Source organism: Streptomyces sp. NPDC001380, from assembly GCF_042895785.1.
Lineage (GTDB): Bacteria > Actinomycetota > Actinomycetes > Streptomycetales > Streptomycetaceae > Peterkaempfera.
Genome location: NZ_JBIAWP010000005.1, coordinates 149825 through 173016, shown reverse-complemented (window position 1 = coordinate 173016; position 23192 = coordinate 149825). Strand labels below are relative to the sequence as shown.

Sequence of the window (23192 nt, the reverse complement as noted above, 5' to 3'; positions counted from 1 at the left end):
GACCCGCCCGCACCGCCCGGCCCGGCCGCACCGCCGACACGGCCGGCACCGCTGATCCCGCTGCGACCCGAGACCCTGGGGAGGCCGCCGTGCCTGGCGCCACCGTGCTGCTGCTGTCCACCGCGGACACCGACCTGCTGGCGGCCCGCGCCTCCGGCGCCCCGTACCGGCTCGGCAACCCGGTCCGGACGGACCCGGAGGCCGACCTGCCGGCGCTGCTCGACGGCGCCGACGTGGCGGTCGTCCGGCTGCTCGGCGGCCGCCGCGCCTGGGAGGAGGGGCTGGCCGCCGTCGCCGCCTCCGGCGTGCCCGCCGTGCTGCTGGGCGGCGAGTCGGTGCCCGACGCCGAGCTGATGGCCCTGTCGTCGCTCCCGGCGGGCGTGGTGGCCGAGGCGCTCGCGTACCTGGTGGAGGGCGGGCCGGGCAACCTCGCCGAGCTGGCCCGGTTCCTCTCCGACACGGTCCTGCTGACGGGCGAGGGCTTCGCGCCGCCGCAGCCCATGCCGCAGTACGGCGTGCACGTCCGCGCCGGTGCGGAGGGGGACCGGAAGGGGCGGGAAGGGCAGGAGGGGCGGGAAGGGCAGGAGGGGCGGGGGGAGCGGCCGCGGGAGGGGCGGCCCACGGTGGGCGTGCTCTTCTACCGGGCGCACGAGCTGTCCGGCAACACCGCCTTCGTCGACGTGCTCTGCGACGCGGTGGAGGCGGCGGGCGGCGAGGCGCTGCCGGTCTTCTGCGGGTCGCTGCGGAGCGCCGACCCCGGCCTGTACGGCCTGCTCGGCCGATGCGACGCGCTGGTGGCGACCGTGCTCGCGGCGGGCGGCACCGTGGCGTCGGACGCGTCGGCGGGCGGCGCGGACGAGGCGTGGGACGTGGGGGCGCTCGCGGAGCTGGACGTGCCCGTCGTGCAGGGCCTGTGCCTGACCGGGAGCCGGGCCGCGTGGGAGGCGTCCGACGCGGCGCTGTCGCCGATGGACGCGGCGATGCAGGTGGCGATCCCGGAGTTCGACGGCCGGATCGTGGGCGTGCCGTTCTCCTTCAAGGAAGCCGGCGAGGACGGCGTCCCGGTGTACGCGGCCGACCCGGAGCGGTCCGCGCGGCTCGCCGGGATCGCCGTGCGGCAGGCCGCGCTGCGGCACCGGGCGAACGCGGACAAGCGGATCTGCCTGATGTTCACCGCCTACCCCACGAAGCACTCCCGGGTCGGCAACGCCGTCGGCCTGGACACCCCCGCCTCGGCGGTGCGGCTGCTGGACGCGCTGCGCGCGGCCGGGTACACGGTCGACGGGTACCCGGACGACGGCGACGGGCTGATCCACCGTCTGATCGCGGCGGGCGGGCACGACGTGGAGTGGCTGACGGAGGAGCAGCTGCGGGCCGCGACCGCCCGGGTGCCGCTCGCCGACTACCGGGAGTGGTTCGGGGCGCTGGAGCCGGGGCTGCGGGAGGCCGTGCGGGAGCACTGGGGCGAGCCGCCGGGCTCCCTGTACGTGGACGGCGACGAGATCGTGCTCGCCTCCCTGCGGTTCGGCAACGTCGTCGTCATGATCCAGCCGCCGCGCGGCTTCGGCGAGAACCCGGTCGCGATCTACCACGACCCCGACCTGCCGCCCTCCCACCACTACCTGGCGGCCTACCGCTGGCTGGACCGCTCCTTCGGCGCCGACGCCGTCGTCCACCTGGGGAAGCACGGCACCCTGGAGTGGCTCCCCGGCAAGGGCCTCGGCCTGTCCGCCGGCTGCGCCCCGGACGCGGCCCTCGGCGACCTGCCGCTGGTCTACCCGTTCATCGTCAACGACCCCGGCGAGGGCACCCAGGCCAAGCGGCGCGGCCACGCCGTCGTCGTCGACCACCTGGTGCCGCCGATGGCCCGCGCCGACACCTACGGCGACCTGGCGAAGCTGGAGCAGCTGCTCGACGAGTACGCGCTGGTCAGCGACCTGGACCCGGCGAAGGCGCCCGCGGTGCGGGCGCAGGTCTGGGCCCTGGTGAAGGCCGCCGAGCTCCACCACGACCTGCACGTGGACGAGCAGCCGGACGACGACGCCTTCGACGCGTTCGTCATGCACGTCGACGGCTACCTGTGCGAGGTCAAGGACGTGCAGATCCGCGACGGCCTGCACGTGCTGGGCGGCGGCCCGGTGGGCGCGGCCCGGGTCAACCTGGTGCTGGCCGTGCTGCGCGCCTCCCAGGTGTGGGGCGGCCGGGCCGACGCGCTGCCGGGCCTGCGGGCGGCGCTGGCGGCGGAGTTCGGCCTGGACGAGCGGGCGCTGCTGGCCGCGCCGGGCGCGGCGGTGGAGGTCCCGGCGGGGCTGGTCCGGCTGGCCGACGGCCCGGCCCGGACCGCCGCCGACACGGTCGACCTGCTGGAGCACCTGTGCCGCCGCCTCGCCGAGGGCATGGAGGAGCGCGGGTGGGCGCCGGAGGCCGCCGCCGGACTGGTCGGGGAGGTCCTGGGGCGCACGGTGCCGGACGCGGTGCGGGTGCTGGAGTTCGCCGCCGCCGAGGTGGTGCCCCGGCTGGAGCGCACCACCGACGAGATCGCCCACGTGCTGCGGGCGCTGCGCGGCGGGTACGTCCCCGCCGGGCCGTCCGGCTCGCCGACCCGCGGCCTGGTCAACGTGCTGCCGACCGGCCGCAACTTCTACTCCGTGGACCCGAAGGCCATCCCCTCCCGGCTGGCCTGGGAGGTCGGGCAGGCGCTCGCGGACTCGCTGGTGGAGCGGCACGTCCGCGACACCGGCCACGTCCCGCGGTCGGTGGGCCTGACCGTGTGGGGCACCTCCTGCATGCGCACCCAGGGCGACGACATCGCCGAGATCCTGGCCCTGCTGGGCTGCCGGCCGGTCTGGGACGACGCCTCGCGGCGGGTCACCGGCTTCGAGGTCGTCCCCGCGGAGGAGCTGGGGCGGCCCCGCATCGACGTCACCGTCCGCATCTCCGGGTTCTTCCGGGACGCCTTCCCGCACGTGGTGGCGCTGGTCGACGACGCGGTGCGGGCCGTGGCCGAGCTGGACGAGCCCGCCGACCGCAACTTCGTCCGGGCCCACGCCGACGAGGACACCGCCGCCCACGGCGACCGGCGCCGCGCCACCGCCCGCATCTTCGGCTCCAAGCCGGGCGCGTACGGCGCGGGCCTGCTGCCGCTCGTCGACGCCCGCAACTGGCGGTCCGACGCCGATCTGGCGGAGGTGTACGCGGTGTGGGGCGGCTACGCCTACGGGCGCGGCCTGGACGGACGGGCGGCGCGCGGCGACATGGAGCGGGCGTTCCGCCGGATCGCGGTGGCGGCGAAGAACGTGGACACGCGCGAGCACGACCTCGTGGACGCCGACGACTACTTCCAGTACCACGGCGGCATGGTGGCCGTGGTCCGCCACCTGACCGGCTCCTCCCCGGAGGCGTACGTCGGCGACAGCGCCCTGCCCGACCAGGTGCGCACCCGCACCCTGGGCGAGGAGACCCGCCGGGTCTTCCGCGCCCGGGTGGTCAACCCGCGGTGGATGGGCGCCATGCGCCGCCACGGCTACAAGGGCGCCTTCGAGATGGCCGCCACCGTCGACTACCTCTTCGGCTACGACGCCACGGCGGGCGTGGTCGACGACTGGATGTACGAGCGGCTCGCCGCCGCATACGTCTTCGACCCGGCCAACCGGGACTTCATGGAGCGGTCCAACCCGTGGGCGCTGCGCGGCATCGCCGAGCGCCTGCTGGAGGCCGCCGAGCGGCGGCTGTGGGCCGAGCCCGACCCGGGGACCCTGGACCGGCTCCGCGCGACCTACCTCGAACTCGAGGGCGACCTGGAGGGGGACGACCGATGAGCCACGCGAGGTACCCGTTCACCGCGATCGCCGGCCTGGACGACCTGCGGCTGGCGCTGCTGCTCAACGCGGTGTCCCCGGCCGTCGGCGGCGTACTGGTGCGCGGCGAGAAGGGCACGGCCAAGTCGACGGCGGTGCGGGCGCTGGCCGCGCTGCTGCCGCCGGTCGCCGTCGTGGCGGGCTGCCGGTTCGCCTGCGACCCGGCGGCGCCGGACCCGCGGTGCCCGGACGGGCCGCACGGCCCGGGGGCGGCCGCCGAGGTGCGCCCGACGCCCCTGGTGGAGCTGCCGGTCGGCGTCTCCGAGGACCGCATCGTCGGCTCGCTCGACCTGGAGCGGGCGCTGGCCGACGGCGTGAAGGCGTACGAGCCGGGCCTGCTGGCCGCGGCCCACCGCGGCGTCCTCTACGTCGACGAGGTCAACCTGCTCCAGGACCACGTCGTGGACCTGCTGCTGGACGCGGCCGCCATGGGCCGCTCCCACGTGGAGCGGGAGGGCGTCTCCGTCCAGCACGCGGCGCGCTTCCTGCCGGTCGGCACGATGAACCCGGAGGAGGGCGAGCTGCGGCCGCAGCTGCTGGACCGCTTCGGCCTCACCGTGGAGGTGGCCGCCACCCGCGACCCGGCCGAGCGGGCCGAGGTGGTGCGGCGGCGGCTGGCGTACGACGCCGACCCGGAGGGGTTCGCCGCCCGCTGGGAGCAGGAGGAGCGGGCCCTGGCCGGGCGGATCACCGCCGCCCGGGAGCTGCTGCCGCGGGTGGTGCTGACCGACGCGGCGCTGCGCCAGGTCACGGCCGTGTGCGCGGCCTTCGAGGTCGACGGGCTGCGGGCCGACATCGTGACGGCCCGCACCGCGGTCGCGCTGGCCGCCTGGGCGGGCCGCGCGCGGGTGGCCGCCGAGGACGTCCGCACCGCCGCCCGGCTGGCGCTCCCGCACCGGCGCCGCCGCAACCCCTTCGACGCGCCGGGGCTGGACGAGGAGAGGCTCGACGAGACCCTGCGGCAGCACGCCGACGGGGACGACGAGCCGGACCCGGACCCCGACGGGCCCGGCGGACCGGACGGGCCGGGAGGCGGACCGGACGGGCCGGGAGGCGGGTCGGACGGCGGGCCTGACGGCGGGGAGCGGGACGGCGGCCCGCAGGACGGCGCGCCCGCGGAGCCCCCGGCCGGGGCCTCCGCCGACGGCGGCGCCTCCGCCGGGGCCGGCACCCCCGCCGAGGGCGGGCGGAGCCCGGGCCCCGCCCCGCGGGAGGCGTCCCCCGCCCCCGCCGGGGAGCCCTACCGCACCCGGGTGCTGCGCGTGCCCGGCCTGGGCCGGGGCGCGCAGGGCCGCCGCTCCCGCGCCGAGACCGGCGGCGGCCGCACGGTGCGGGCCCGGCGGCCCGCCGGGCCGCTCGCCGGCCTGCACCTGGACGCGACGCTGCGGGCCGCCGCCCCGCACCAGCGCGCCCGGGGCCGCACCGGCACGGCCCTGGTGCTGCGCCGCGGCGACCTGCGGGAGCCGGTGCGCGAAAGCCGGGAGTCCAACCTCGTCCTCTTCGTCCTGGACGCCTCCGGCTCCATGGCGGCCCGGCAGCGGACGGCCGCCGTCAGGGGCGCCGTGCTCTCCCTCCTGACCGACGCCTACCAGCGCCGCGACAAGGTCGGCCTGGTGGTCTTCCGGGGCTCCGGGGCCGAGCTGGCGCTGCCGCCGACCTCGTCGGTGGAGGCGGGTGCGGCGCGGCTGGAGTCGCTGCCGACCGGCGGCCGCACCCCGCTGGCGGCCGGGCTGCTGCGCGCCCGCGAGGTGCTGCGGCTGGAGCGGCTGCGCGACCCGCGGCGGCGCCCGCTGCTGGTCGTGGTCACCGACGGCCGTGCCACCGGCGGCGCCGACCCGCTGGGCGACGCCCTCCGGGCCGCCGGGCTGCTGGCGGCGCAGGGCACCGCGGCCGTGGTGCTGGACTGCGAGTCCGGGCCGGTGCGGCTCGGGCTGGCACCGGTGGTCGCCGCAGCCCTGGGTGCGCCCGTCGTGGCCCTGGAGGAGCTGCGGGCCGAGGGCGTGGCCGCCCTGGTCCGCTCGGCCCGCGCCGCCTCCGCCGGACTGCCCGCCGCCCCCGGCCGGCCCGCCGCCCCCGGCCGGCCCGGGCTGCCCGGGCTCCCCACCCCTCCGAGCAGGAAGGCGGCCTGAGACGATGCCGCAGGGACAGCCGTCCGCCGTGCCCGACGACGGGATGACGACCCGTCAGCGCCGCACCCTCCCCGTCCTCGCCGTCCACACCGGACCCGGCAAGGGCAAGTCCACCGCCGCGTTCGGCCTGGCGCTGCGCGCCTGGAACCAGGGATGGCCCATCGGGGTGTTCCAGTTCGTCAAGTCCGCCAAGTGGCGGGTGGGCGAGGAGCGCGCCCTGCGTGTCCTCGGCGCCTCCGGCGAGGGCGGCCCGGTCGCGTGGCACAAGATGGGCGAGGGCTGGTCCTGGGTGCAGCGCGACCCGGGGTCGAGCGAGGAGGCCGCCCGGGAGGGCTGGGCGCAGGTCCGGCGGGACCTGGCCGCGCAGACCTACCGGCTGTACGTGCTGGACGAGTTCACCTACCCCCTGCACTGGGGGTGGATCGACACCGAGGAGGTGGTCCGCGTGCTGCACGGCCGTCCGGGCTCACAGCACGTCGTCGTCACCGGCCGGCACGCCCCGCAGGCGCTGCTGGACGCCGCCGACCTGGTCACCGAGATGGCGAAGGTCAGGCACCCCATGGACGCGGGCCGCAAGGGCCAGCCCGGCATCGAGTGGTGACCGCGGAGCCGTGGACGTCCCCCGCATCGTCGTCGCCGCCCCGTCCTCCGGGGCGGGCAAGACCACCGTCGCCACCGGCCTGATGGCCGCGCTCGCCGCGCGCGGCCTGGCCGTCTCCCCGCACAAGGCCGGCCCGGACTACATCGACCCCGGCTACCACGCCCTGGCCACCGGGCGGCCCGGCCGCAACCTGGACGCCTTCCTGTGCGGGCCGGAGCGGATCGCCCCGCTGCTCCTGCACGGCGCCGCCGGGGCCGACATCGCCGTGGTCGAAGGGGTGATGGGGCTCTTCGACGGCGCGGCGGGCCACGGCGAGCTGGCCTCCACCGCGCACGTCGCCAAGCTGCTGCGGGCCCCGGTGGTGCTGGTGGTGGACGCCTCCGCGCAGAGCCGGTCGGTGGCGGCGCTGGTGCACGGCTTCGCCTCCTGGGACCCGGAGGTGCGCCTCGGCGGCGTGGTCCTCAACCGGGTGGCCTCCGACCGGCACGAGGAGCTGCTGCGGGAGGCCCTGGAGGAGGGCTCGGGGGTGCCGGTGCTGGGCGCGGTGCGGCGCAGCGGCGCGGTGGCGACGCCCTCGCGGCACCTCGGGCTGGTCCCGGCCGCCGAGCGGGACGCGGAGGCGGTGCGCGCGGTGCGGGACATGGGCGCCCTGGTCGCCGCCGGGGTGGACCTGGACGCGGTGCTGGCGCTGGCCCGGTCCGCCCCGCCGCTGCCCGACGCGCCCTGGGACCCGGCGGCGGAGACCGCGGCGGCGGGCGGCCCGGTCGCCGGGCGGCCCCGGATCGCGCTGGCCGGGGGCGCGGCGTTCTCGTTCTCGTACGCGGAGAACGCGGAGCTGCTGGCCGCCGCCGGGGCGGAGGTGGTGCCCGTGGACCCGCTGCGCGACGAGGCGCTGCCGGAGGGCACCGCGGGCCTGGTGGTCGGCGGGGGCTTCCCCGAGGTGTACGCGGCGGAGCTGTCGGCCAACGCGCCGCTGCGACGGGCCGTGGCGGCGCTGGCCGCGTCGGGGGCGCCGGTGGCGGCGGAGTGCGCGGGGCTGCTGTACCTCGCCCGGTCGCTGGACGGGATGCCGATGTGCGGCGTGCTGGACGCCGAGGCGCGGATGGGCGGGAGGCTGGTGCTGGGCTACCGGGAGGCGGTGGCGCTGGGCGACGGGCCGCTGGCGGAGGCGGGGGCGCGGGTGCGGGGGCACGAGTTCCACCGCACGGTCTGCACGCCGGCGGCCGGGCCCTCCCCCGCCTGGGGGTGGCGGACCCGGTCCGGGCCGTCCACCGAGGGGTTCGCCGGGCCCTCGGTGCACGCCTCCTACCTCCACCTGCACTGGGCGGGGGTGCCCGGCGCGGCGCTGCGGCTGGCCCGGCACGCGGCGGCCCGCCCGGCGCACGGGCCCGGCTGAGGGCCCGCGGCAGGGCGGCGGACCGGTCCGTCCCCGCCGAGGGGCCGGCCCGCGCCGCCGGGCGGGCCGCCGCGCCCGCCTCAGTGGCGGCGGGGGGCGGCGGCGGGGGGCGGCGCCGTGGTGACCTGGCCGGGGGCGGGGGCCGCGTGGACCTCCTTGCGCAGCGGCCGGGCGTGCAGCGGCGGCGGCGCGGCGGGGCCGCCCGTGACGGGCACGGGACCGGCCGTGTTGCGGGTCAGCCACTCCAGGGCGGTGGGCAGCATCGCCTGCCACACCGAGGTGTTGTGGCCGCCGCGGGCGACGGTGAGCGTGGTCCCGTGGGCGGGGAGGGACAGCTGCGCCAGCAGCGCGCGGGCGTCGGCGACCGTCCGGCCGTCCTGGAGGCTGCCCGCCATCAGCAGGGCGATGTCGGGCTGCACGGCCATGCGCCGCAGGCGCAGCAGCGGGCTGTTGGCGGCGCGCAGCGCCGGGTCGCGGACGACGAAGGGCGACTCGGGGGCGTTGTAGCCGGAGAGGCTGACCGCGGCGTGGAAGACGCCGGGGTGCTTGACGGTGAGGTCGACCGCGCAGTAGGCGCCCGCGGAGTACCCCATCACGGCCCAGTGCCGGGGGCCGTGGGCGGCGCGCAGGCTGTGCTCGACCAGCCAGGGGACGTCCTTCGACAGCCAGGTGTCGACCCTGGGCCCGTGCGGGACGTCCACGCACCCGGTGTCCTTGGTGCCGGTGTAGTTCATGGTGGCCGAGACGAGGATGAACGGGTGGGCCCGCTGGGCGGCGATCAGGCCGGCGAGCGTGCGGTCGGCGGCCATGGCCCCGAACCAGGTGCGCGGCGATCCGGGCTGGCCGGGCAGCAGCTCGACGACCGGGAAGGCCGTGTTCCGGTAGGCGGGCTCGCGGTACTGCGGCGGCAGCCACACGTACAGCTCGCCGCGCAGGCGGGAGCGCGGCCCGACCGCCGTCGCCGCCATCACGTCGCGGGTGAACGGGCCGAAGGTCAGGACCGGGCGCGGCCCGCCCGGCCGTCCGGCGAGGGAGGCGGGCAGGGGCCGGCCGCCGCCGTCCGGGCCGAGGGCGACCTGGTTGCCGTTGTTGCCGAGGAGGTCGTCCCAGTTCTCGTAGAAGGCGTAGGTGTTGTTCAGCCACACCAGGGCGACGAGGACGGCCGCGGCCTGGTTGAGCAGGAGCAGGCCGAGTCTGCCGCCGTGGCGGACGGCCCGCGGTCCCGGCATCCGGTTCCACGTGGCCAGGACCAGCGCGGTGAGCAGCACCAGCACCGCCGTGATGAGCGCGAGGAACGCCCCGCTCGTCAGCTCCATCCCCACAGGCCCTTCCGGCGGAGGCCCCCGCCGTCCTTCGACGTACCGGTTCGGGGCCGCGCCTGAGGGGAGGACGCCCGCGGGGGCATCCGGGTTCCGACCGGGAGGAACGGGACACCCGGACGGGTCACCGGATTCACCCGTGCGGCCCGGCCGCCCGTCAACCCCCCGTACCCCCGGGACCCCGCGCACGCTGGGCTTCCGCGCCGCCCGGCGGCCCCGGTGCGGATCGCGGGCGCCCCCGCCCGGCGGACCCCGGTGTGCCGCACGTCACGCGCCCGGCCGGGCGGCGCGGCGGGCCGCGGTGCGGGCGGCGGGGGCGCTGTTGACCGGGCGGGCGGGGCGTGATGGGATTCCCGGGCCACACACGGCGGCAATGACGAGGAAGTCCGGTGCGAATCCGGCGCGGTCCCGCCACTGTCACCGGGGAGTGCCCCCGACCCCGCAGCCCGTCCGCGGGAGCCGGCCACGGCCGCGAACGCGCGGCTGGAAGGCCCGGGGGTGCGTCGATCCGGTAGCCAGGAGACTCCGGCCGCCGTCACGTCGACCGGGGCGAGGACCCCGAGTGAGGACTCCGCCATGCGTGTTCCGCATGCCGCCGCGCAGCGGCCCCCCGCGCCCGGACGCACCCCGGGCTCCCCCCTCCCCGCGGGGCCCCTCCCCGCGGCACGGCGGCCCGCCGCCCCCTCCCCCGCCGGCCCGCGCCGGTGAGCCCCCGCCTGGTCGGGGTGGGCATGGGGCCGGGCGACCCGGAGCTGGTCACCGTCAAGGGCGTGCGCGTGCTGCGCGAGGCCCGGTACGTGGTGGTGCCGGTCATGGACGGCGGCGGCGCGGGCCGCGCCGAGGCCACCGTGCTCCACCACACCGGCCCGGAGAAGGTCGTCCGGGTGGTCTTCGCCCTGAACGAGCGCGAGGACCGCGCCCGCCGCAAGGCGGCCTGGGACGCCGCCGGGGAGCGCGTCGCCGCCCTGCTGCGCGCCGCCGGGGACGGCGGCACCGTCGCCTTCGCCACCCTCGGCGACCCCGGCGTCTACTCCACCTTCACCTACCTGGCCCTGACGGTGCGGCAGGCCGTGCCCGGCACGGTCGTGGAGACCGTCCCCGGGATCACCGCCATGCAGGACCTCGCCGCGCGCAGCGGCACCGTCCTGGCCGAGGGCGCCGAGCCGCTGACGCTGGTGCCGGTCACCGCGGGCGCCGCCGTGCTGCGGCAGGCCCTGGCGGGGACCGGCACGGTGGTGGCCTACAAGTTCGGCCGGGTCGCGGACGAGGTGGCGGCGGTGCTGCGGGAGACCGGGCGCACGGACGGCGCCGTGTGGGGGTCCTCGCTCGGACTGCCGGGCGAGTCGATCCGCCCGGCCGCCGAGCTCGGCTCCGGCCCGCAGCCGTACCTCTCCACCCTGATCTGCCCCGCCCGCCGCGGCACCCGGGGAGGGAAGCTGTGAGCGCGCAGGACGGGACGGCGGGGGCGGCGGCCGGACGGACCGGCGGGAAGGTGGTCTTCGTGGGCGCCGGGCCGGGCGCCGCGGACCTGCTGACCTTCCGGGCCGCCCGGGCGATCGCCGCGGCCGACGTGGTGGTGTGGGCGGCGAGCCTGGTGCAGGAGGAGGTGCTGGAGCACGCCCGCGGGGACGCCCGGATCGTGGACTCCTCGCTGGTGCCCATGGAGGACGTCCTCGCCGTGTACGGGGAGGCCGCCCGCGACGGCCTGCGGGTGGCCCGGATCCACTCCGGCGACCCGTCGCTGTGGGGCGCCGTCCAGGAGCAGCTGGAGCGGTGCCGGGCGCTGGGCCTGGAGACGGAGGTCGTGCCCGGCGTGTCGTCCTTCTCGGCGGCGGCGGCGGCCGTGCAGCGGGAGCTGACGGTCCCGGAGGTCGCCCAGTCGGTCGTCCTCACCCGGCTCGGCGGCGGGAGGACCCCGATGCCGCCCGGCGAGGAGGTGCGGGAGTTCGCCCGGCACGGCACCACCATGGCCGTCTTCCTGTCGGCGGCCCGCAGCGGGCAGCTGGCGGCCGAGCTGCGGGAGGGCGGGTACGCCGAGGACACCCCCGTGGTGGTCGCCCACCAGGTGACCTGGCCCGAGGAGCTGGTGGCGCACTGCACGGTCGGCACCCTGGAGGCCACCGTCAAGGCGCACCGGCTGTGGAAGCACACCCTGTTCCTGGTGGGTCCGGCCCTCGCCGCCGAGGGCACCCGCTCGCACCTCTACCACCCCGGGCACTTCCACACCTTCCGCCGGGCCGACCGGCGGGCGCGGCGCGCGCTGCGCGCCGGGGGCACGGGCGCCCCGCCGCCGTCCGACGGCTGACCGCCCCTCCCCCCTGACGCCCGCCGCACCCTCGGAGAGGAGGGACGCCCCCGCATGACCCCGCACACCCCGCCGGCCCCCCCGGAGGGTCCACCGGTCCCCCCGCACGGGCCCGCGCCGATCACGGTGCTCGGTCGGGGCCCGCACCCGCTGCCGCCCGGCGACGCCGCCCTGCTGGCCGCCGCCACCCTGGTGGCCGGCGCCCGCCGCCACCTGGAGGCCGCGCCGGTCCCGGCCGGGGCCCGCCGCGTCGTCCTCGGCCCGCTGGCCCCCGCCCTGGACGCCGTCGCCGCGGAGGCCGCCCGCGACGGCGGCCGGGTCGTGGTGCTGGCCTCCGGCGACCCCGGGTTCTTCGGCGTCGTCCGGGCCCTCGGGGAGCGGTTCGGCCCGCGCCGGCTGGAGGTGCGGCCCGACGTCCCCTCGGTCGCCGCGGCCTTCGCCCGGCTCGGCCTGCCCTGGGACGACGCCGTGGTGGTGAGCGCGCACGGCCGGGCCCCGCACACCGCGTACAACGTCTGCCGCGCCCACCGGAAGGCCGCCGTGCTCACCGCGCCCGGCGCCGGGCCCGCCGAGATCGGCGCGGCGCTGCTGCGCACCCCGGGCGTCGAGCGGCGGCTGGTCGTCGCCTCCGACCTCGGCGGCCCGGACGAGCGGGTCGAGGAGGTCCCGCCCGCCGAGGCGGCGGCCCGCACCTGGCCCGGCGTCAACCTGGTGCTCTGCCTGGGCCCGGGGAGCGGCCCGGAGGGCGGTCCGGGCGGGATGCGGACCCTCGCGGGGGCGCCGCCCGCGCCGGCCGGGTGGGCGCTGCCGGAGGACGCGTTCGAGCACCGCGACTCGATGGTCACCAAGGCCGAGGTCCGCGCCCTGGCCCTGGCCCGGCTGGGGCCGCACCCGGGCGCGCTGGTGTGGGACGTCGGCGCGGGCAGCGGCTCGGTGGCCGTGGAGTGCGCCCGCCTCGGCGCGGCGGCGGTCGCGGTGGAGCGGACCGCGGACGGCGCCGCCCGGATCGCCGCGAACGCCCGCGCCCACGGCGTGGACGTCTCCGTGGTGCACGGCGAGGCGCCGCGGGCGCTGGCCGCGCTCCCCGACCCCGACGCGGTCTTCGTGGGCGGGGGCGGCGCCGGCCTGCCCGCCGTCGTCGCCGCCTGCGCCGCCCGCGCCCGCCGCACCGTGGTCGTCACCCTCGCCGCGGTCGACCGGGTCCCCGCCGTGCGGGCCGCGCTGCGCGCCGCCGGGCTGGAGGACGGCGGCGTCCTGCTGCAGTCCTCCCGGCTCGCGCCGCTGCCCGGCGACGTGGTGCGGCTCGCCGCGGCCAACCCCGTCTTCGTCCTGTGGGGGCACCGGCCGGGCGCCCCGCGGCGGCAGGGCGGGGTCCTGCCGTGACCCGTGCCGCACCGGGGGCGCCGCCCCCGCCCGCCCGGCCCGCACCCCGGCCCGTGCCACCCGGGCCCGGCGCGACCGGCCCGACCCCGCCCGCGCCACCCGGGCCCGCCGTGCCCGACCCGCCCGCGAGCGACCGCGCCGCGACCGACCGCGCCGCGCACCGACCCGCCACCGGGGCGCCGCCCCACCCGAGGAGGACCCCTGCCGTGATCGGCATCGTCGCCGCCACCGCCGCCGGCCGCCGCGCCGCCGCCGACCTGGCCGCCGCCTGGCCCGGCCGTACCGCCGTGTACGACGGGCCGGTGGCCGAGGCGGTGCGCCGGGCGTTCGCCGAGTGCGGGCAGCTGGTGTGCTTCCTGGCCACCGGTGCCACCGTCCGCCTCGTCGCCCCGCTGCTCGCCGGCAAGGCCGAGGACCCCGGCGTGGTCTGCGTCGACGAGGCCCGGCGCTTCGCGGTGGCCCTGCTGGGCGGCCACGCGGGCGGCGCCAACGCGCTGGCCGCCGAGGTGGCGGACGTCCTGGGCGCGCAGCCGGTGGTCACCACCGCCACCGACGCCGCCGGGATCCCCGGCCTCGACGCCCTGGGCCTGCCCGTGGAGGGCGACGTCGCGGCCGTCAGCCGGGCCGTCCTCGACGGGTCCCCGGTCCGCCTGGACGCCGACCGCACCCGGCCGCTGCCCGCCCTGCCGCCGTGCGTCCGCGCCGACGCGCCCGCCGGCTCCCCCGTCCTGCGGATCAGCGACCGGACCGGCGGACCGGACCGCGCCACCGGCGGCGGCCCCGACGGCGCCTCCGACCGGCCGGCGGCCGGCGGTCCGGACGGCGGCGCCGCCGCCCCCGTGGCCGTCCTGCGCCCCGCCTCCCTCGTCGTCGGCGTCGGCGCCAGCCGCGGCGCGCCCGCCGCCGAGGTGCTGGCCCTGGTCCGGGCGGCCCTGGCCGACGCCGGACTGTCCGCCGCCTCCGTCGCCGAGCTCTCCACCGTGGACGCCAAGGCGGACGAGCCCGGCCTCGTGGAGGCCGCCCGCACGCTCGGCGTCCCGCTCACCACCCACCCGGCCGGGGTGCTGGCGGCCGTCCCCGTCCCCAACCCCTCCGCCGCGCCGCTGGCCGCCGTCGGCACCCCCAGCGTCGCCGAGGCCGCCGCGCTCGCCTCAGCCCCCGGCGGCGAACTCCTCGTCCCCAAGCGGCTGTCGACGTCGGTGCCCGGCGCCGTCCCCGACGGCCGGGCGGCCAGGTGCACCGCCGCCGTCGCCCGCCGCGCCGTGCGCGGCAGGCTCGCCCTGGTCGGGCTCGGCCCCGGCGCCCGCGACCTGCTCACGCCCCGCGCCCGCGCCGAGCTGCGCCGCGCCTCCGTCGTCGTCGGCCTCGACCAGTACGTCGACCAGGTCCGCGACCTGCTGCGCCCCGGCACCCGCACCGAGGAGTCGGGCCTGGGCGCCGAGGAGGAGCGGGCCCGCACCGCAGTCCGCCTCGCCCGGGAGGGCCTGGCCGTGGCGCTGGTCGGCAGCGGCGACGCAGGCGTGTACGCCATGGCCTCCCCCGCCCTCGCGGAGGCCGGCGAGGACATCGACGTGGTGGGCGTGCCCGGCGTCACCGCCGCCCTCGCCGCGGCCGCGCTGCTGGGCGCGCCGCTGGGGCATGACCACGTCGCGATCTCCCTGTCCGACCTGCACACCCCGTGGGAGGTCATCGAGCGGCGGGTGCGGGCGGCCGCCGAGTCCGACCTGGTCGTCACCTTCTACAACCCGCGCAGCCGCGGCCGCGACCGGCAGCTGCCCGCCGCCCTGGGGATCCTGGCCGCCCACCGCGCCCCCGGCACCCCCGTCGGCGTCGCCCGCGCGGTCTCCCGCCCCGGCGAGTGGCACACCGTCACCACCCTCGCCGACGTGGACGTCACCACCGTCGACATGACCACCGTCGTCACCGTCGGCAACACCGCCACGCGCCGCGTCGCGGGCCGCATGGTCACACCGCGCGGCTACCGCTGGCAGCAGTGACCCCCTCCCTCCCCCACGCACTCCCCCGCACCCCTGGAGGCACGACGTGACCCCGTCCCAGCCCCCCGCGCTGCTCGTCGTCGGGCACGGCACCCGCGACGAGGCCGGCGCCGAGGCGTTCCGCAGCTTCGTCGACGGCCTGCGCGGCCGACTCCCCGGCACCCCGGTCGGGGGCGGCTTCATCGAGCTGTCCCCGCCGCCGCTCGCCGACGCCGTCGCGGCCCTCGCGGCGGACGGCGTCCGGCGGTTCGCCGCCGTGCCGCTGGTCCTCGTCGCCGCCGGGCACGCCAAGGGCGACATCCCGGCGGCGCTGGCCCGGGAACGGGAGCGCCACCCCGGCACCTCGTACGCCTACGGCCGGCCGCTCGGCCCGCACCCGGCGCTGCTGGCCGTGCTGGAGCGGCGGCTGGACGAGGTGCTGGACCCGGCCGACCGCGCCTCGACGACCGTGCTGCTGGTGGGTCGCGGCTCCACCGACCCCGACGCCAACGCCGAGGTCTGCAAGGTCGGCCGCCTGCTGTGGGAGGGGCGCGGCCTGGCCGGGGTGGAGACCGCGTTCGTCTCCCTCGCCGCGCCGGACGTGGCCGCGGGGCTGGAGCGGTGCCGGCGGCTGGGCGCCCGGCGGGTCGTGGTGCTGCCGTACTTCCTGTTCACGGGGGTGCTGCCGGAGCGGGTGGACCGGCAGGCCGCCGCGTGGGCGGCGGCGCACCCCGGCGTCGAGGTGCGGCGGGCCGCCGTGATGGGCGCCGCCGAGGAGCTGGCCGGCCTCGTCGTGGAGCGCTACCGCGAGGCCCTCGCCGGCGACCTGCGGATGAACTGCGACACCTGCGTGTACCGGGTCGCCATGCCCGGCTTCGAGGAGAAGGTCGGCGCCGCCCAGCGGCCCCACCACCACCCGGACGACCCCGCCCACCACCACGACGGGCACGGCGGGCACGGCGGGCACGGGGACGGCCGGCATGCGCACTGACGCCCCGCCGCGGAGCGGCCCGGACCTGCGGCACCACGGCGACGCCGAGGTCCGCGGCGCCGGGCTGGTCGACCTCGCCGTCAACGTCCGCGCCGGCACGCCGCCCCCCTGGCTGCGCGACCGGATCGCCGCCTCCCTCAGCGGCCTCGCCGCCTACCCCGACGGCGCGGCGGCCCGGGCCGCCGTCGCCGCCCGGCACGGCAGGCCGGAGGAGGAGGTGCTGCTCACCTCCGGCGCGGCCGAGGCGTTCGTGCTGCTCGCCCGCACCCTGCGGCCGCGCCGGGCCGTGGTGGTCCACCCCCAGTTCACCGAGCCGGAGGCGGCGCTGCGCGACGCCGGGCACGCCGTCGAGCGGGTGCTGCTGCGGCCGGAGGACGGCTTCCGGCTGGACCCGGCCGCCGTGCCGGAGGACGCCGACCTCGTCGTGGCGGGCAACCCCACCAACCCGACCTCCGTCCTCCACCCGGCCGCCGGGCTCGCCGCCCTGGCCCGGCCCGGGCGGGTCCTGGTGGTCGACGAGGCGTTCGCGGACACGGTCCCGGGCGAACCGGAGAGCCTGGCCGCCCGCCGGGACCTGCCCGGCCTGGTGGTGCTGCGCAGCCTCACCAAGACGTGGGGCCTGGCCGGGCTGCGGGTCGGCTACCTGCTCGCCGCCGCCCCGCAGGCCGCCGCGCTCGCCCGCAGCCAGCCGCTGTGGCCGGTCTCCTCCCCCGCGCTGGCCGCCGCCGAGGCGTGCTGCACGCCGCGCGCCCTCGCCGAGGCCGAGGAGGCCGCCCGCACCACCGCCGTCCACCGCGCCCGGCTGCTGGCGGGCCTGGCCGCCGTGCCGGGCGTCCGGGTGCACGGCGAGCCCGCCGCCTCCTTCGTCCTGCTGGAGCTGCCCGGCGCCGCCGCCGTGCGGGAGCGGCTGCGCGCGGCGGGCTTCGCCGTCCGCCGCGGCGACACCTTCCCCGGTCTCGGCCCGGACTTCCTGCGGGTCGCCGTCCGCGACCCGGACACGACCGACGCCTTCCTGGCCGCCCTCGCCGGCTGCCGGGAGGGCTGAGGGCGCGGGGCCCGGCCACGGGGGCGCGGGCGGGGCGCGGCGGAGGGCGCCGAGGGCGGCGGCGCAGGCGCGGGCCGCCGGGCGCGGGCCGCCGGGCGCGCGACGGGCCGGGGACACGGCCCCCGGGCACGGCGCCCGGACACGGCGCCCGGACACGGCGCCCGGACACGGCGGTGCCCGTCCCGCGCGCGGCGGCGGGACGGGCACCGGATCCGGGTCCGCGGACGGCCGCCCGCGGGCGGCCGGTCCTGCGGGGGCGTCAGACCTGCTCGGCCTTCTCCAGGGCGGAGCAGCAGGTGCCGACGATCAGGCGGGTGACGACGTAGGGGTCGACGTTGGCGTTGGGGCGCCGGTCCTCGATGTAGCCCTTCTTCTCCACCTCGACCTGCCACGGGATGCGCACCGAGGCGCCGCGGTCGGAGACGCCGTAGCTGTACTCGTCCCACGGGGCCGTCTCGTGCAGGCCCGTCAGGCGGCTCTCGATGCCGAAGCCGTACTGCTTGACGTGCTCCAGCGGCTTGCCCTCGGCGCCGAGCGCCTCGCAGGCGGTGACGATGGCGTCGTAGCCCTCGCGCATGGCCCGGGTGGAGAAGTTGGTGTGGGCGCCGGCGCCGTTCCAGTCGCCCTGGGCGGGCTTGGCGTCGAGGGTGGCGGAGACGCCGAACTCCTCGGCGGTGCGGTAGAGCAGCCAGCGGGCCACCCACAGCTGGTCGGCGACGTCCAGCGGGGAGAGCGGGCCGACCTGGAACTCCCACTGGCCGGGCATGACCTCGGCGTTGATGCCGGAGATGCCGAGGCCGGCGGCGAGGCAGTTGTCGAGGTGCTTCTCGACGATCTCGCGGCCGAAGATCTCGTCGGCGCCGACGCCGCAGTAGTAGCCGCCCTGCGGGGCCGGGAAGCCGTTCTCGGGGAAGCCGAGCGGGCGGCTGCCCTGGAAGAAGGTGTACTCCTGCTCGATGCCGAAGAGGGACTCCTGGGCGGCGAACCGCTCGGCGACCGGGCGCAGCAGGGCGCGGGTGTTGCTCTCGTGCGGGGTGCCGTCGGTGTTGTACACCTCGCACAGCACGAGCTTGTGGTCGCCGCCGCGGATCGGGTCGGGGCAGGAGAAGACCGGCTTGAGGACGCGGTCGGAGGCGTGGCCCTCGGCCTGGTTGGTGCTGGAGCCGTCGAAGCCCCAGTCCGGCAGGGGGGCGCCGTCGGCGAGGATCCTGGTCTTGGAGCGCAGCTTGGCGGTCGGCTGGGTGCCGTCGATCCAGATGTACTCGGCCTTGTAGCTCACCGGCGGGCTTCCTTGCGGGATGGGTGGCGGGGACGCCCCGCAGCCTCGCAGGACGCCGTTTCCCGGTTGTTCCCCTCGTGTGAACGCGAGGTGAACCGGCCGGCCGCGTCACCCCGGGCCTGTTATCGGACACATGTCCGCAGCCGGACGCGGGAGGCCCGCCGCCGTCCCCTCCACGGCGGCGGGCCTCCGGACCTGTCCGGACCTGTCCGGGCCGGGGCGCGTCCGACCCCGACCGGTCCCGGTCAGCCCCGGCGGGTGCGGGCGCTGCGGCGGCGGGCCGCCACCAGGGCGGCGGCCCCGGCGGCGGTGGACAGGGCGGCCCCGCCGAGGAGCAGCGGGGAGCCGCTGCTGCCGGTCTCGGCCAGGTCGGCGGGTCCCGCCTGCGGAGCCGCGGACACGGCCCCGGCGGGAACGGCGGCCGGGGGCGCGGCGGCCGGCGGCGTGCTCCCCGCCGGCGCCGGCGCCGGGGCCGGCTGCGCGGAGTCCGCGGGCTCCGGCACCGCGGGGGCCGGCGGCGTGCCGTCGGAGCCGCCCGCCGTGCCGCCGGGCGCAGCGGGCGCACCGCAGGCCGCCACGCCCAGGGTGACCCGGCCCGCGACCCTGGCGACCCCCAGCGCCGCCGGGTCGACCGCCACGTCGAGCTCCAGCGCGGTGGCGGCGGCACCGGCGGAGGTGACCGCCCTGCGGGACAGCTCGGCCGACACCTCGCCGACGCCGGGCACGGCGACGCGGGTGGGGCCGCCGGCGGACAGCTCGACGGTGCGGCCGAGCACCCGGACCGTGCCGAGCAGGTTGACCCGGGCGGTGGGCTCGCCGTGGGCCGGGCAGGAGACGCGGGCCTCCAGGGTGTCCACGTGCAGCAGCGCGATGAGGGGCAGCCCCGGCAGGTGCACGTCGGCGCCGACCAGCTGGACCGAGGCGCGGGAGCCGTCGGCGTCCACCACGGCGCGGGAGTGGGCGATGTCGGCCTTGAGGAGGGTGAGCGGGGCGCCCTGGGCCACGCCGTCGACGCGGGCGGTGAGCACGGTGCCGCCGCTCTCCCCGGGTGCCCGCACCTCGCCGAGCGAGGCGTCGACCGGCACGTGGACGGTCCGGTGGAGCAGGCTGACGTCCAGGGCGACGTCGGCGACGGCGGCGGTGGCCCGGCCCTCGGCGGCGGCACCGGCGGCGTGCGCGTCGGCGGGCAGTCCGGCGACGGCGAGGCCGGCGGTCAGCGCGGCGACCGCGGCCGGCCGGAGCCGGGGCAGGACGGAGAACACGGATGACAAGAGGAAACTCCCCCACAGGGCTGATGGAAACCCCGGCGGGAGGTGGGCACCGCTCCTCGGCCGGGGTTCACCCATCCTGCCGAACGAGGCGTCACCGTGTTGACGCGGAGGGTCAGTTCACCCGTAAGGGTGACTCAGCCCCGGACGTGCACTCCCGCCGCGGCGGCCCCACCCGTCCCTCCGGTCCCCTCAGCCCCCTCGGCCCCGGCAGCAGCAGCGGCAGCGGCGGCCGTCACGGCAGCCGCCAGTCCACCGGCTCGGCGCCCTGCTGCACGAGCAGCTCGTTGGCGCGGCTGAACGGCCTCGACCCGAAGAACCCCCGGTCCGCCGACATCGGGCTCGGGTGCGCGGACTCGATCGCGGGCAGCTGCCCGAGCAGGGGGCGCAGGTTGCGGGCGTCGCGCCCCCACAGGATCGACACCAGCGGCGTGCCGCGGGCCGCGAGCGCCCGGATCGCCTGGTCGGTGACCTCCTCCCAGCCCTTGCCGCGGTGGGCCGCGGGCTTGCGGGGGGCGGTGGTCAGCGCCCGGTTGAGCAGCAGCACGCCCTGCCGGGTCCAGGGGGTGAGGTCGCCGTTGGCCGGCGGCGGGAAACCCAGGTCGCGGCCGTACTCCTGGTAGATGTTCACCAGGCTCGCGGGCAGCGGCCGCACCTCCGGCGCGACCGAGAACGACAGGCCCACGGCGTGGCCGGGGGTCGGGTACGGGTCCTGACCCACAATCAGGACCCTGACCTGTTCGAAGGGCTGCTGGAAGGCGCGCAGCACGGCCGGGCCCGGCGGCAGGTAGGTGCGGCCGGCGGCGATCTCCGCCCGCAGGAAGTCCCCCATGGCGGCGACCCGCCCGGCCACCGGTTCCAGGGCCTTCGCCCAGCCGGCCTCGACGATCTCACTCAGCGGACGTGGAGCCATGGGCTCACCCTAACGGCCCCCTCCGACAGCGGGGCAGGACGGGCCCGGTCCGGCCCCGCGCCCCACGTCCCGCACCCGCCCGGCAGCCCCGCACCCGCCCGGCACGCCGCCCGCCCGGCGGGCGGCCGGGCCGGCGGGCGGCCGGGCCGGCGGTCACACCACCCGGCCGCGCAGCACCACCGCCTGCGGGTCGGCCAGCACCCGCACGTCGGCGCGCGGGTCCTCCGCGTACACCACCAGGTCGGCGGGGGCTCCCTCCTCCAGCCCGGGGCGGCCCAGCCATGCCCGCGCGCCCCAGCTGGCCGCCGACAGCGCCGCGGCGGGCGGCAGGCCCGCCCGGACCAGCTCGGCGACCTCCTCGGCGACCAGCCCGTGCGGCAGCGACCCGCCCGCGTCGGTGCCGACGTACACCGGCACCCCCGCCTCGTACGCGGCGCCCACCGTCGCGTACCGGCGCTCGTGCAGCCGCCGCAGGTGCGCCGCCCAGGCCGGGAACTTGCCCTCCCCGCCCGCCGCGAGCCGCGGGAAGGTGGCGATGTTGACCAGGGTGGGCACGATCGCGACGCCGCGCGCGGCGAAGAGCGGCAGCAGGTCCTCGGTGAGGCCGGTGGCATGCTCGACGCAGTCGATGCCGGCCGCGACCAGGTCCGGCAGGGAGTCCTCGGCGAAGCAGTGCGCGGTGACGCGGGCCCCCTGCGCGTGGGCGGCGGCGATCGCGGCCTCCAGGGCCTCGCGCGGCCAGCACGGGGCGAGGTCGCCGCGGTCGCGGTCGATCCAGTCGCCGACCAGCTTCACCCAGCCGTCGCCGCGCCGGGCCTCGCGGGCGGTGTACTCGGCGAGCAGCTCCGGCTCGATCTCGTGGGCGTAGTTGCGGATGTAGCGGCGGGTGCGGGCGATGTGCCGGCCGGCGCGCACGATCCGGGGCAGGTCCTCGCGGTCGTCGATCCAGCGGGTGTCGGCGGGCGAGCCCGCGTCGCGGATCAGCAGGGTGCCGGCGTCGCGGTCTGCCACCGCCTGCTTCTCGCTGGTGGCCTCGTCGACGGCGCCGTGGGCGTCCAGGCCCACGTGGCAGTGGGCGTCGACCAGGCCGGGCAGCGCCCAGCCGGCCACCGTCCGCACGTCGCGGGCGAGGGCGGGGCGGTCGAAGGTGACCCGCCCGTCCACCACCCACAGCTCGTCCCGGACGTCCTCCGGCCCGACCAGCACCCGCCCCGTGACGTGCAGCACCGCGCGCTCTCCCATGCCCGCAGCCTACGGCCGGCGGCCCCCGGCGCGCCGCCCCCCTGCGGCACGCTCCTGCGGCCCGCCCCCGCAGCGCGTCCCGGCGGGTCAGCCGCGCAGCGCGGAGAGGTCCACGGCGGCGCCCATCGCCGTGTAGCCCGCGTCGTTGGGGTGGAGGTGGTCGCCGAGGTCGTAGGCGGCGTTGTACCGGCCCGGGTACTGCGGGTCGCGGACGGTCCGTTCGAGGTCGACGACGCTGTCGAACGCGCCGCCGGTGCGGATCCAGCGGTTGACCTCCTGCCGCACCGCGTCCCCGAAGTCGCTGTAGTAGGAGGCCCCCTGGAAGGGCATCAGCGTGCAGCCGTGCACCGCCGCGCCGGCCGCGCGCGCCTGCCCGATCAGCGTGCGGTAGGCGGCGACGAGTTCGGCGGCGGTGAGCGGGGCGCCGCCGGCGCCCCGGCGGGAGCCGATGTCGTTGATGCCCTCCAGCAGGAAGACGTCCGTGAGCCCCGGCTGGACCAGGGCGTCCGCGCGGAAGCGGCCGAGCCCGGAGGGCCCGGCGTCGTTCCGCTCGTCGGTGAGCACCTTGTTGCCCGCGATGCCGAGGTCGACGACGCCCAGCGGCCGGTCGGGGCGGGTCTCGGCGATCCGGGCCGCGAGCACGTCGGGCCAGCGGCCGCCGACCCGCCCGACGACGGGCGCGGCGCCGTCGGTGATCGAGTCGCCGAAGCAGACGACCGTGCCGGTGGCGGTGGACGACAGCACGTCGACGCCGGTCAGGTAGTACCAGCCGTTGACCCGGTGGGCGAAGTGGCGGCCGCGGCCGTCGGTCGTGCGGTCGCCGGCGGCCAGGTACGTGGCGTCCTGCGAGCGGGGGTGCCAGGCGGCGGGCCCGGTCGGGCCGGGCAGGTGGAGGCTGACGAGCAGCGCGTCGCGGGCGGCGACGGGCCGGCGCAGCGCCACCGGGTCGCTCAGCAGCTCGCCGCCGGGCGGGACCACCGCCTGCGGCCTGCCGCCGAACAGCACCCGGGCCAGGCTTCCGGGCACCGTCGCGGCGCCCTGCAGCTGCACCCCGAGGGTGGCGGAGCCGACCAGCAGCGGCGCGCGGCCGTACCGGTTGGAGAGCCGGATGCGGGGCCGGACCCCGCCGACGGAGGCGCGCACCACCATCCGCAGGGTGGCCCGGGCGAAGCCGTGCCCCGGCAGACCGGTGCGGCCCTCCACGGGCGCGGCGGCCCAGGCGCCGACCCGCAGCGGCCCGGTGACCGCGCCCTGGGAGGCACTGCGCATCCCGACGGCGGCGACGCCCCCGACACCGTCGGACCCGGCCGCGGCGTAGCGGCCGAGGGCGGTGGCCGACCCCAGCGCGACGGCGCCCGCGACCAGCTTCAGCGCCTGCCGCCGTGGCAGCGGTGCGGGCATGGCTGTTCCCCCTGGGTTCAGGACCGTGGACGGCCGGCCCGGCGCGTTCCGCGCGGCGGCCGGGCACAGGATACGGACGGGCCCCGC

Annotated in this window: 16 protein-coding genes and 1 riboswitch; of the genes, 10 read left to right on the top strand and 6 right to left on the bottom strand. The window is 78.9% G+C overall.

Features of this window, described 5'->3' with window-relative positions; all coding sequences use genetic code 11:
* The first annotated feature begins 89 nt into the window (after positions 1–89).
* From cobN to ACFY07_RS08860, 4 genes are read left to right on the top strand one after another with little or no spacing between them, the layout of a single operon-like run.
* Complete coding sequence (gene cobN, locus ACFY07_RS08875) at positions 90–3818, top strand: cobaltochelatase subunit CobN (RefSeq protein WP_390868026.1); 3729 nt, start codon at positions 90–92, stop codon at positions 3816–3818.
* Entirely contained in the window at positions 3815–5986 is a 2172-nt protein-coding gene (locus ACFY07_RS08870; protein WP_390868025.1) for a putative cobaltochelatase, read from the top strand. The genes cobN and ACFY07_RS08870 overlap by 4 nt, the downstream gene beginning before the upstream one ends.
* A 4-nt stretch (positions 5987–5990) precedes the next feature.
* Positions 5991–6587, top strand: coding sequence for a cob(I)yrinic acid a,c-diamide adenosyltransferase (gene cobO, locus ACFY07_RS08865; RefSeq protein ID WP_230651324.1), 597 nt, complete (start codon positions 5991–5993; stop codon positions 6585–6587).
* A 10-nt stretch (positions 6588–6597) separates the two neighbouring features.
* Complete coding sequence (locus tag ACFY07_RS08860; RefSeq protein WP_390868024.1) at positions 6598–7983, top strand: cobyrinate a,c-diamide synthase; 1386 nt, start codon at positions 6598–6600, stop codon at positions 7981–7983.
* Positions 7984–8063: 80 nt separating this feature from the next.
* On the opposite strand, the gene ACFY07_RS08855 is transcribed toward ACFY07_RS08860, so the two are convergent.
* Positions 8064–9299: an alpha/beta hydrolase gene (locus ACFY07_RS08855; RefSeq protein ID WP_390868023.1), complete on the bottom strand. Its 1236-nt coding sequence runs from the start codon at positions 9297–9299 to the stop codon at positions 8064–8066.
* Between the two features lie 379 nt (positions 9300–9678).
* A riboswitch (cobalamin riboswitch) is annotated at positions 9679–9828 on the top strand.
* A 178-nt stretch (positions 9829–10006) separates the two neighbouring features.
* Here ACFY07_RS08855 and cobI point away from each other — a divergent pair.
* The 6 genes from cobI to cobC all read left to right on the top strand — a co-directional run bounded on the left by cobI (position 10007) and on the right by cobC (position 17002).
* The gene (cobI, locus tag ACFY07_RS08850; RefSeq protein WP_390868022.1) at positions 10007–10744 is read left to right on the top strand and encodes a precorrin-2 C(20)-methyltransferase; all 738 of its coding nucleotides are present in this window, start codon (positions 10007–10009) and stop codon (positions 10742–10744) included.
* Positions 10741–11607: a precorrin-4 C(11)-methyltransferase gene (cobM, locus tag ACFY07_RS08845; RefSeq protein WP_390868021.1), complete on the top strand. Its 867-nt coding sequence runs from the start codon at positions 10741–10743 to the stop codon at positions 11605–11607. The genes cobI and cobM overlap by 4 nt, the downstream gene beginning before the upstream one ends.
* A gap of 54 nt (positions 11608–11661) precedes the next feature.
* A complete protein-coding gene (cbiE, locus tag ACFY07_RS08840; protein ID WP_390868020.1) occupies positions 11662–12990 on the top strand; it encodes a precorrin-6y C5,15-methyltransferase (decarboxylating) subunit CbiE in 1329 nt (442 codons plus the stop codon).
* Positions 12991–13196: 206 nt separating this feature from the next.
* Positions 13197–14987 (top strand): precorrin-3B C(17)-methyltransferase, encoded by a 1791-nt coding sequence (cobJ, locus tag ACFY07_RS08835; protein ID WP_390868019.1) that lies wholly within the window; start codon positions 13197–13199, stop codon positions 14985–14987.
* Positions 14988–15033: 46 nt separating this feature from the next.
* Entirely contained in the window at positions 15034–15957 is a 924-nt protein-coding gene (locus ACFY07_RS08830) for a sirohydrochlorin chelatase (protein WP_390868018.1), read from the top strand.
* The gene (gene cobC, locus ACFY07_RS08825; protein ID WP_390868017.1) at positions 15947–17002 is read left to right on the top strand and encodes an Rv2231c family pyridoxal phosphate-dependent protein CobC; all 1056 of its coding nucleotides are present in this window, start codon (positions 15947–15949) and stop codon (positions 17000–17002) included. Before ACFY07_RS08830 ends, cobC begins: the two co-directional genes overlap by 11 nt.
* Before the next feature lie 259 nt (positions 17003–17261).
* Here the strand turns inward: cobC and glnII are convergent, their stop codons facing one another.
* The 5 genes from glnII to ACFY07_RS08800 form a co-directional block, all read right to left on the bottom strand.
* Positions 17262–18281 (bottom strand): glutamine synthetase, encoded by a 1020-nt coding sequence (glnII, locus tag ACFY07_RS08820; protein ID WP_230651299.1) that lies wholly within the window; start codon positions 18279–18281, stop codon positions 17262–17264.
* 245 nt (positions 18282–18526) lie between these two features.
* A complete protein-coding gene (locus tag ACFY07_RS08815) occupies positions 18527–19543 on the bottom strand; it encodes an SCO1860 family LAETG-anchored protein (RefSeq protein ID WP_390868117.1) in 1017 nt (338 codons plus the stop codon).
* A gap of 241 nt (positions 19544–19784) precedes the next feature.
* The gene (locus ACFY07_RS08810) at positions 19785–20462 is read right to left on the bottom strand and encodes a uracil-DNA glycosylase (protein WP_390868015.1); all 678 of its coding nucleotides are present in this window, start codon (positions 20460–20462) and stop codon (positions 19785–19787) included.
* A 153-nt stretch (positions 20463–20615) separates the two neighbouring features.
* The gene (locus ACFY07_RS08805) at positions 20616–21704 is read right to left on the bottom strand and encodes an amidohydrolase family protein (RefSeq protein ID WP_390868014.1); all 1089 of its coding nucleotides are present in this window, start codon (positions 21702–21704) and stop codon (positions 20616–20618) included.
* An 87-nt stretch (positions 21705–21791) separates the two neighbouring features.
* Positions 21792–23105, bottom strand: coding sequence for an SGNH/GDSL hydrolase family protein (locus ACFY07_RS08800; protein WP_390868013.1), 1314 nt, complete (start codon positions 23103–23105; stop codon positions 21792–21794).
* Positions 23106–23192 lie beyond the last annotated feature (87 nt).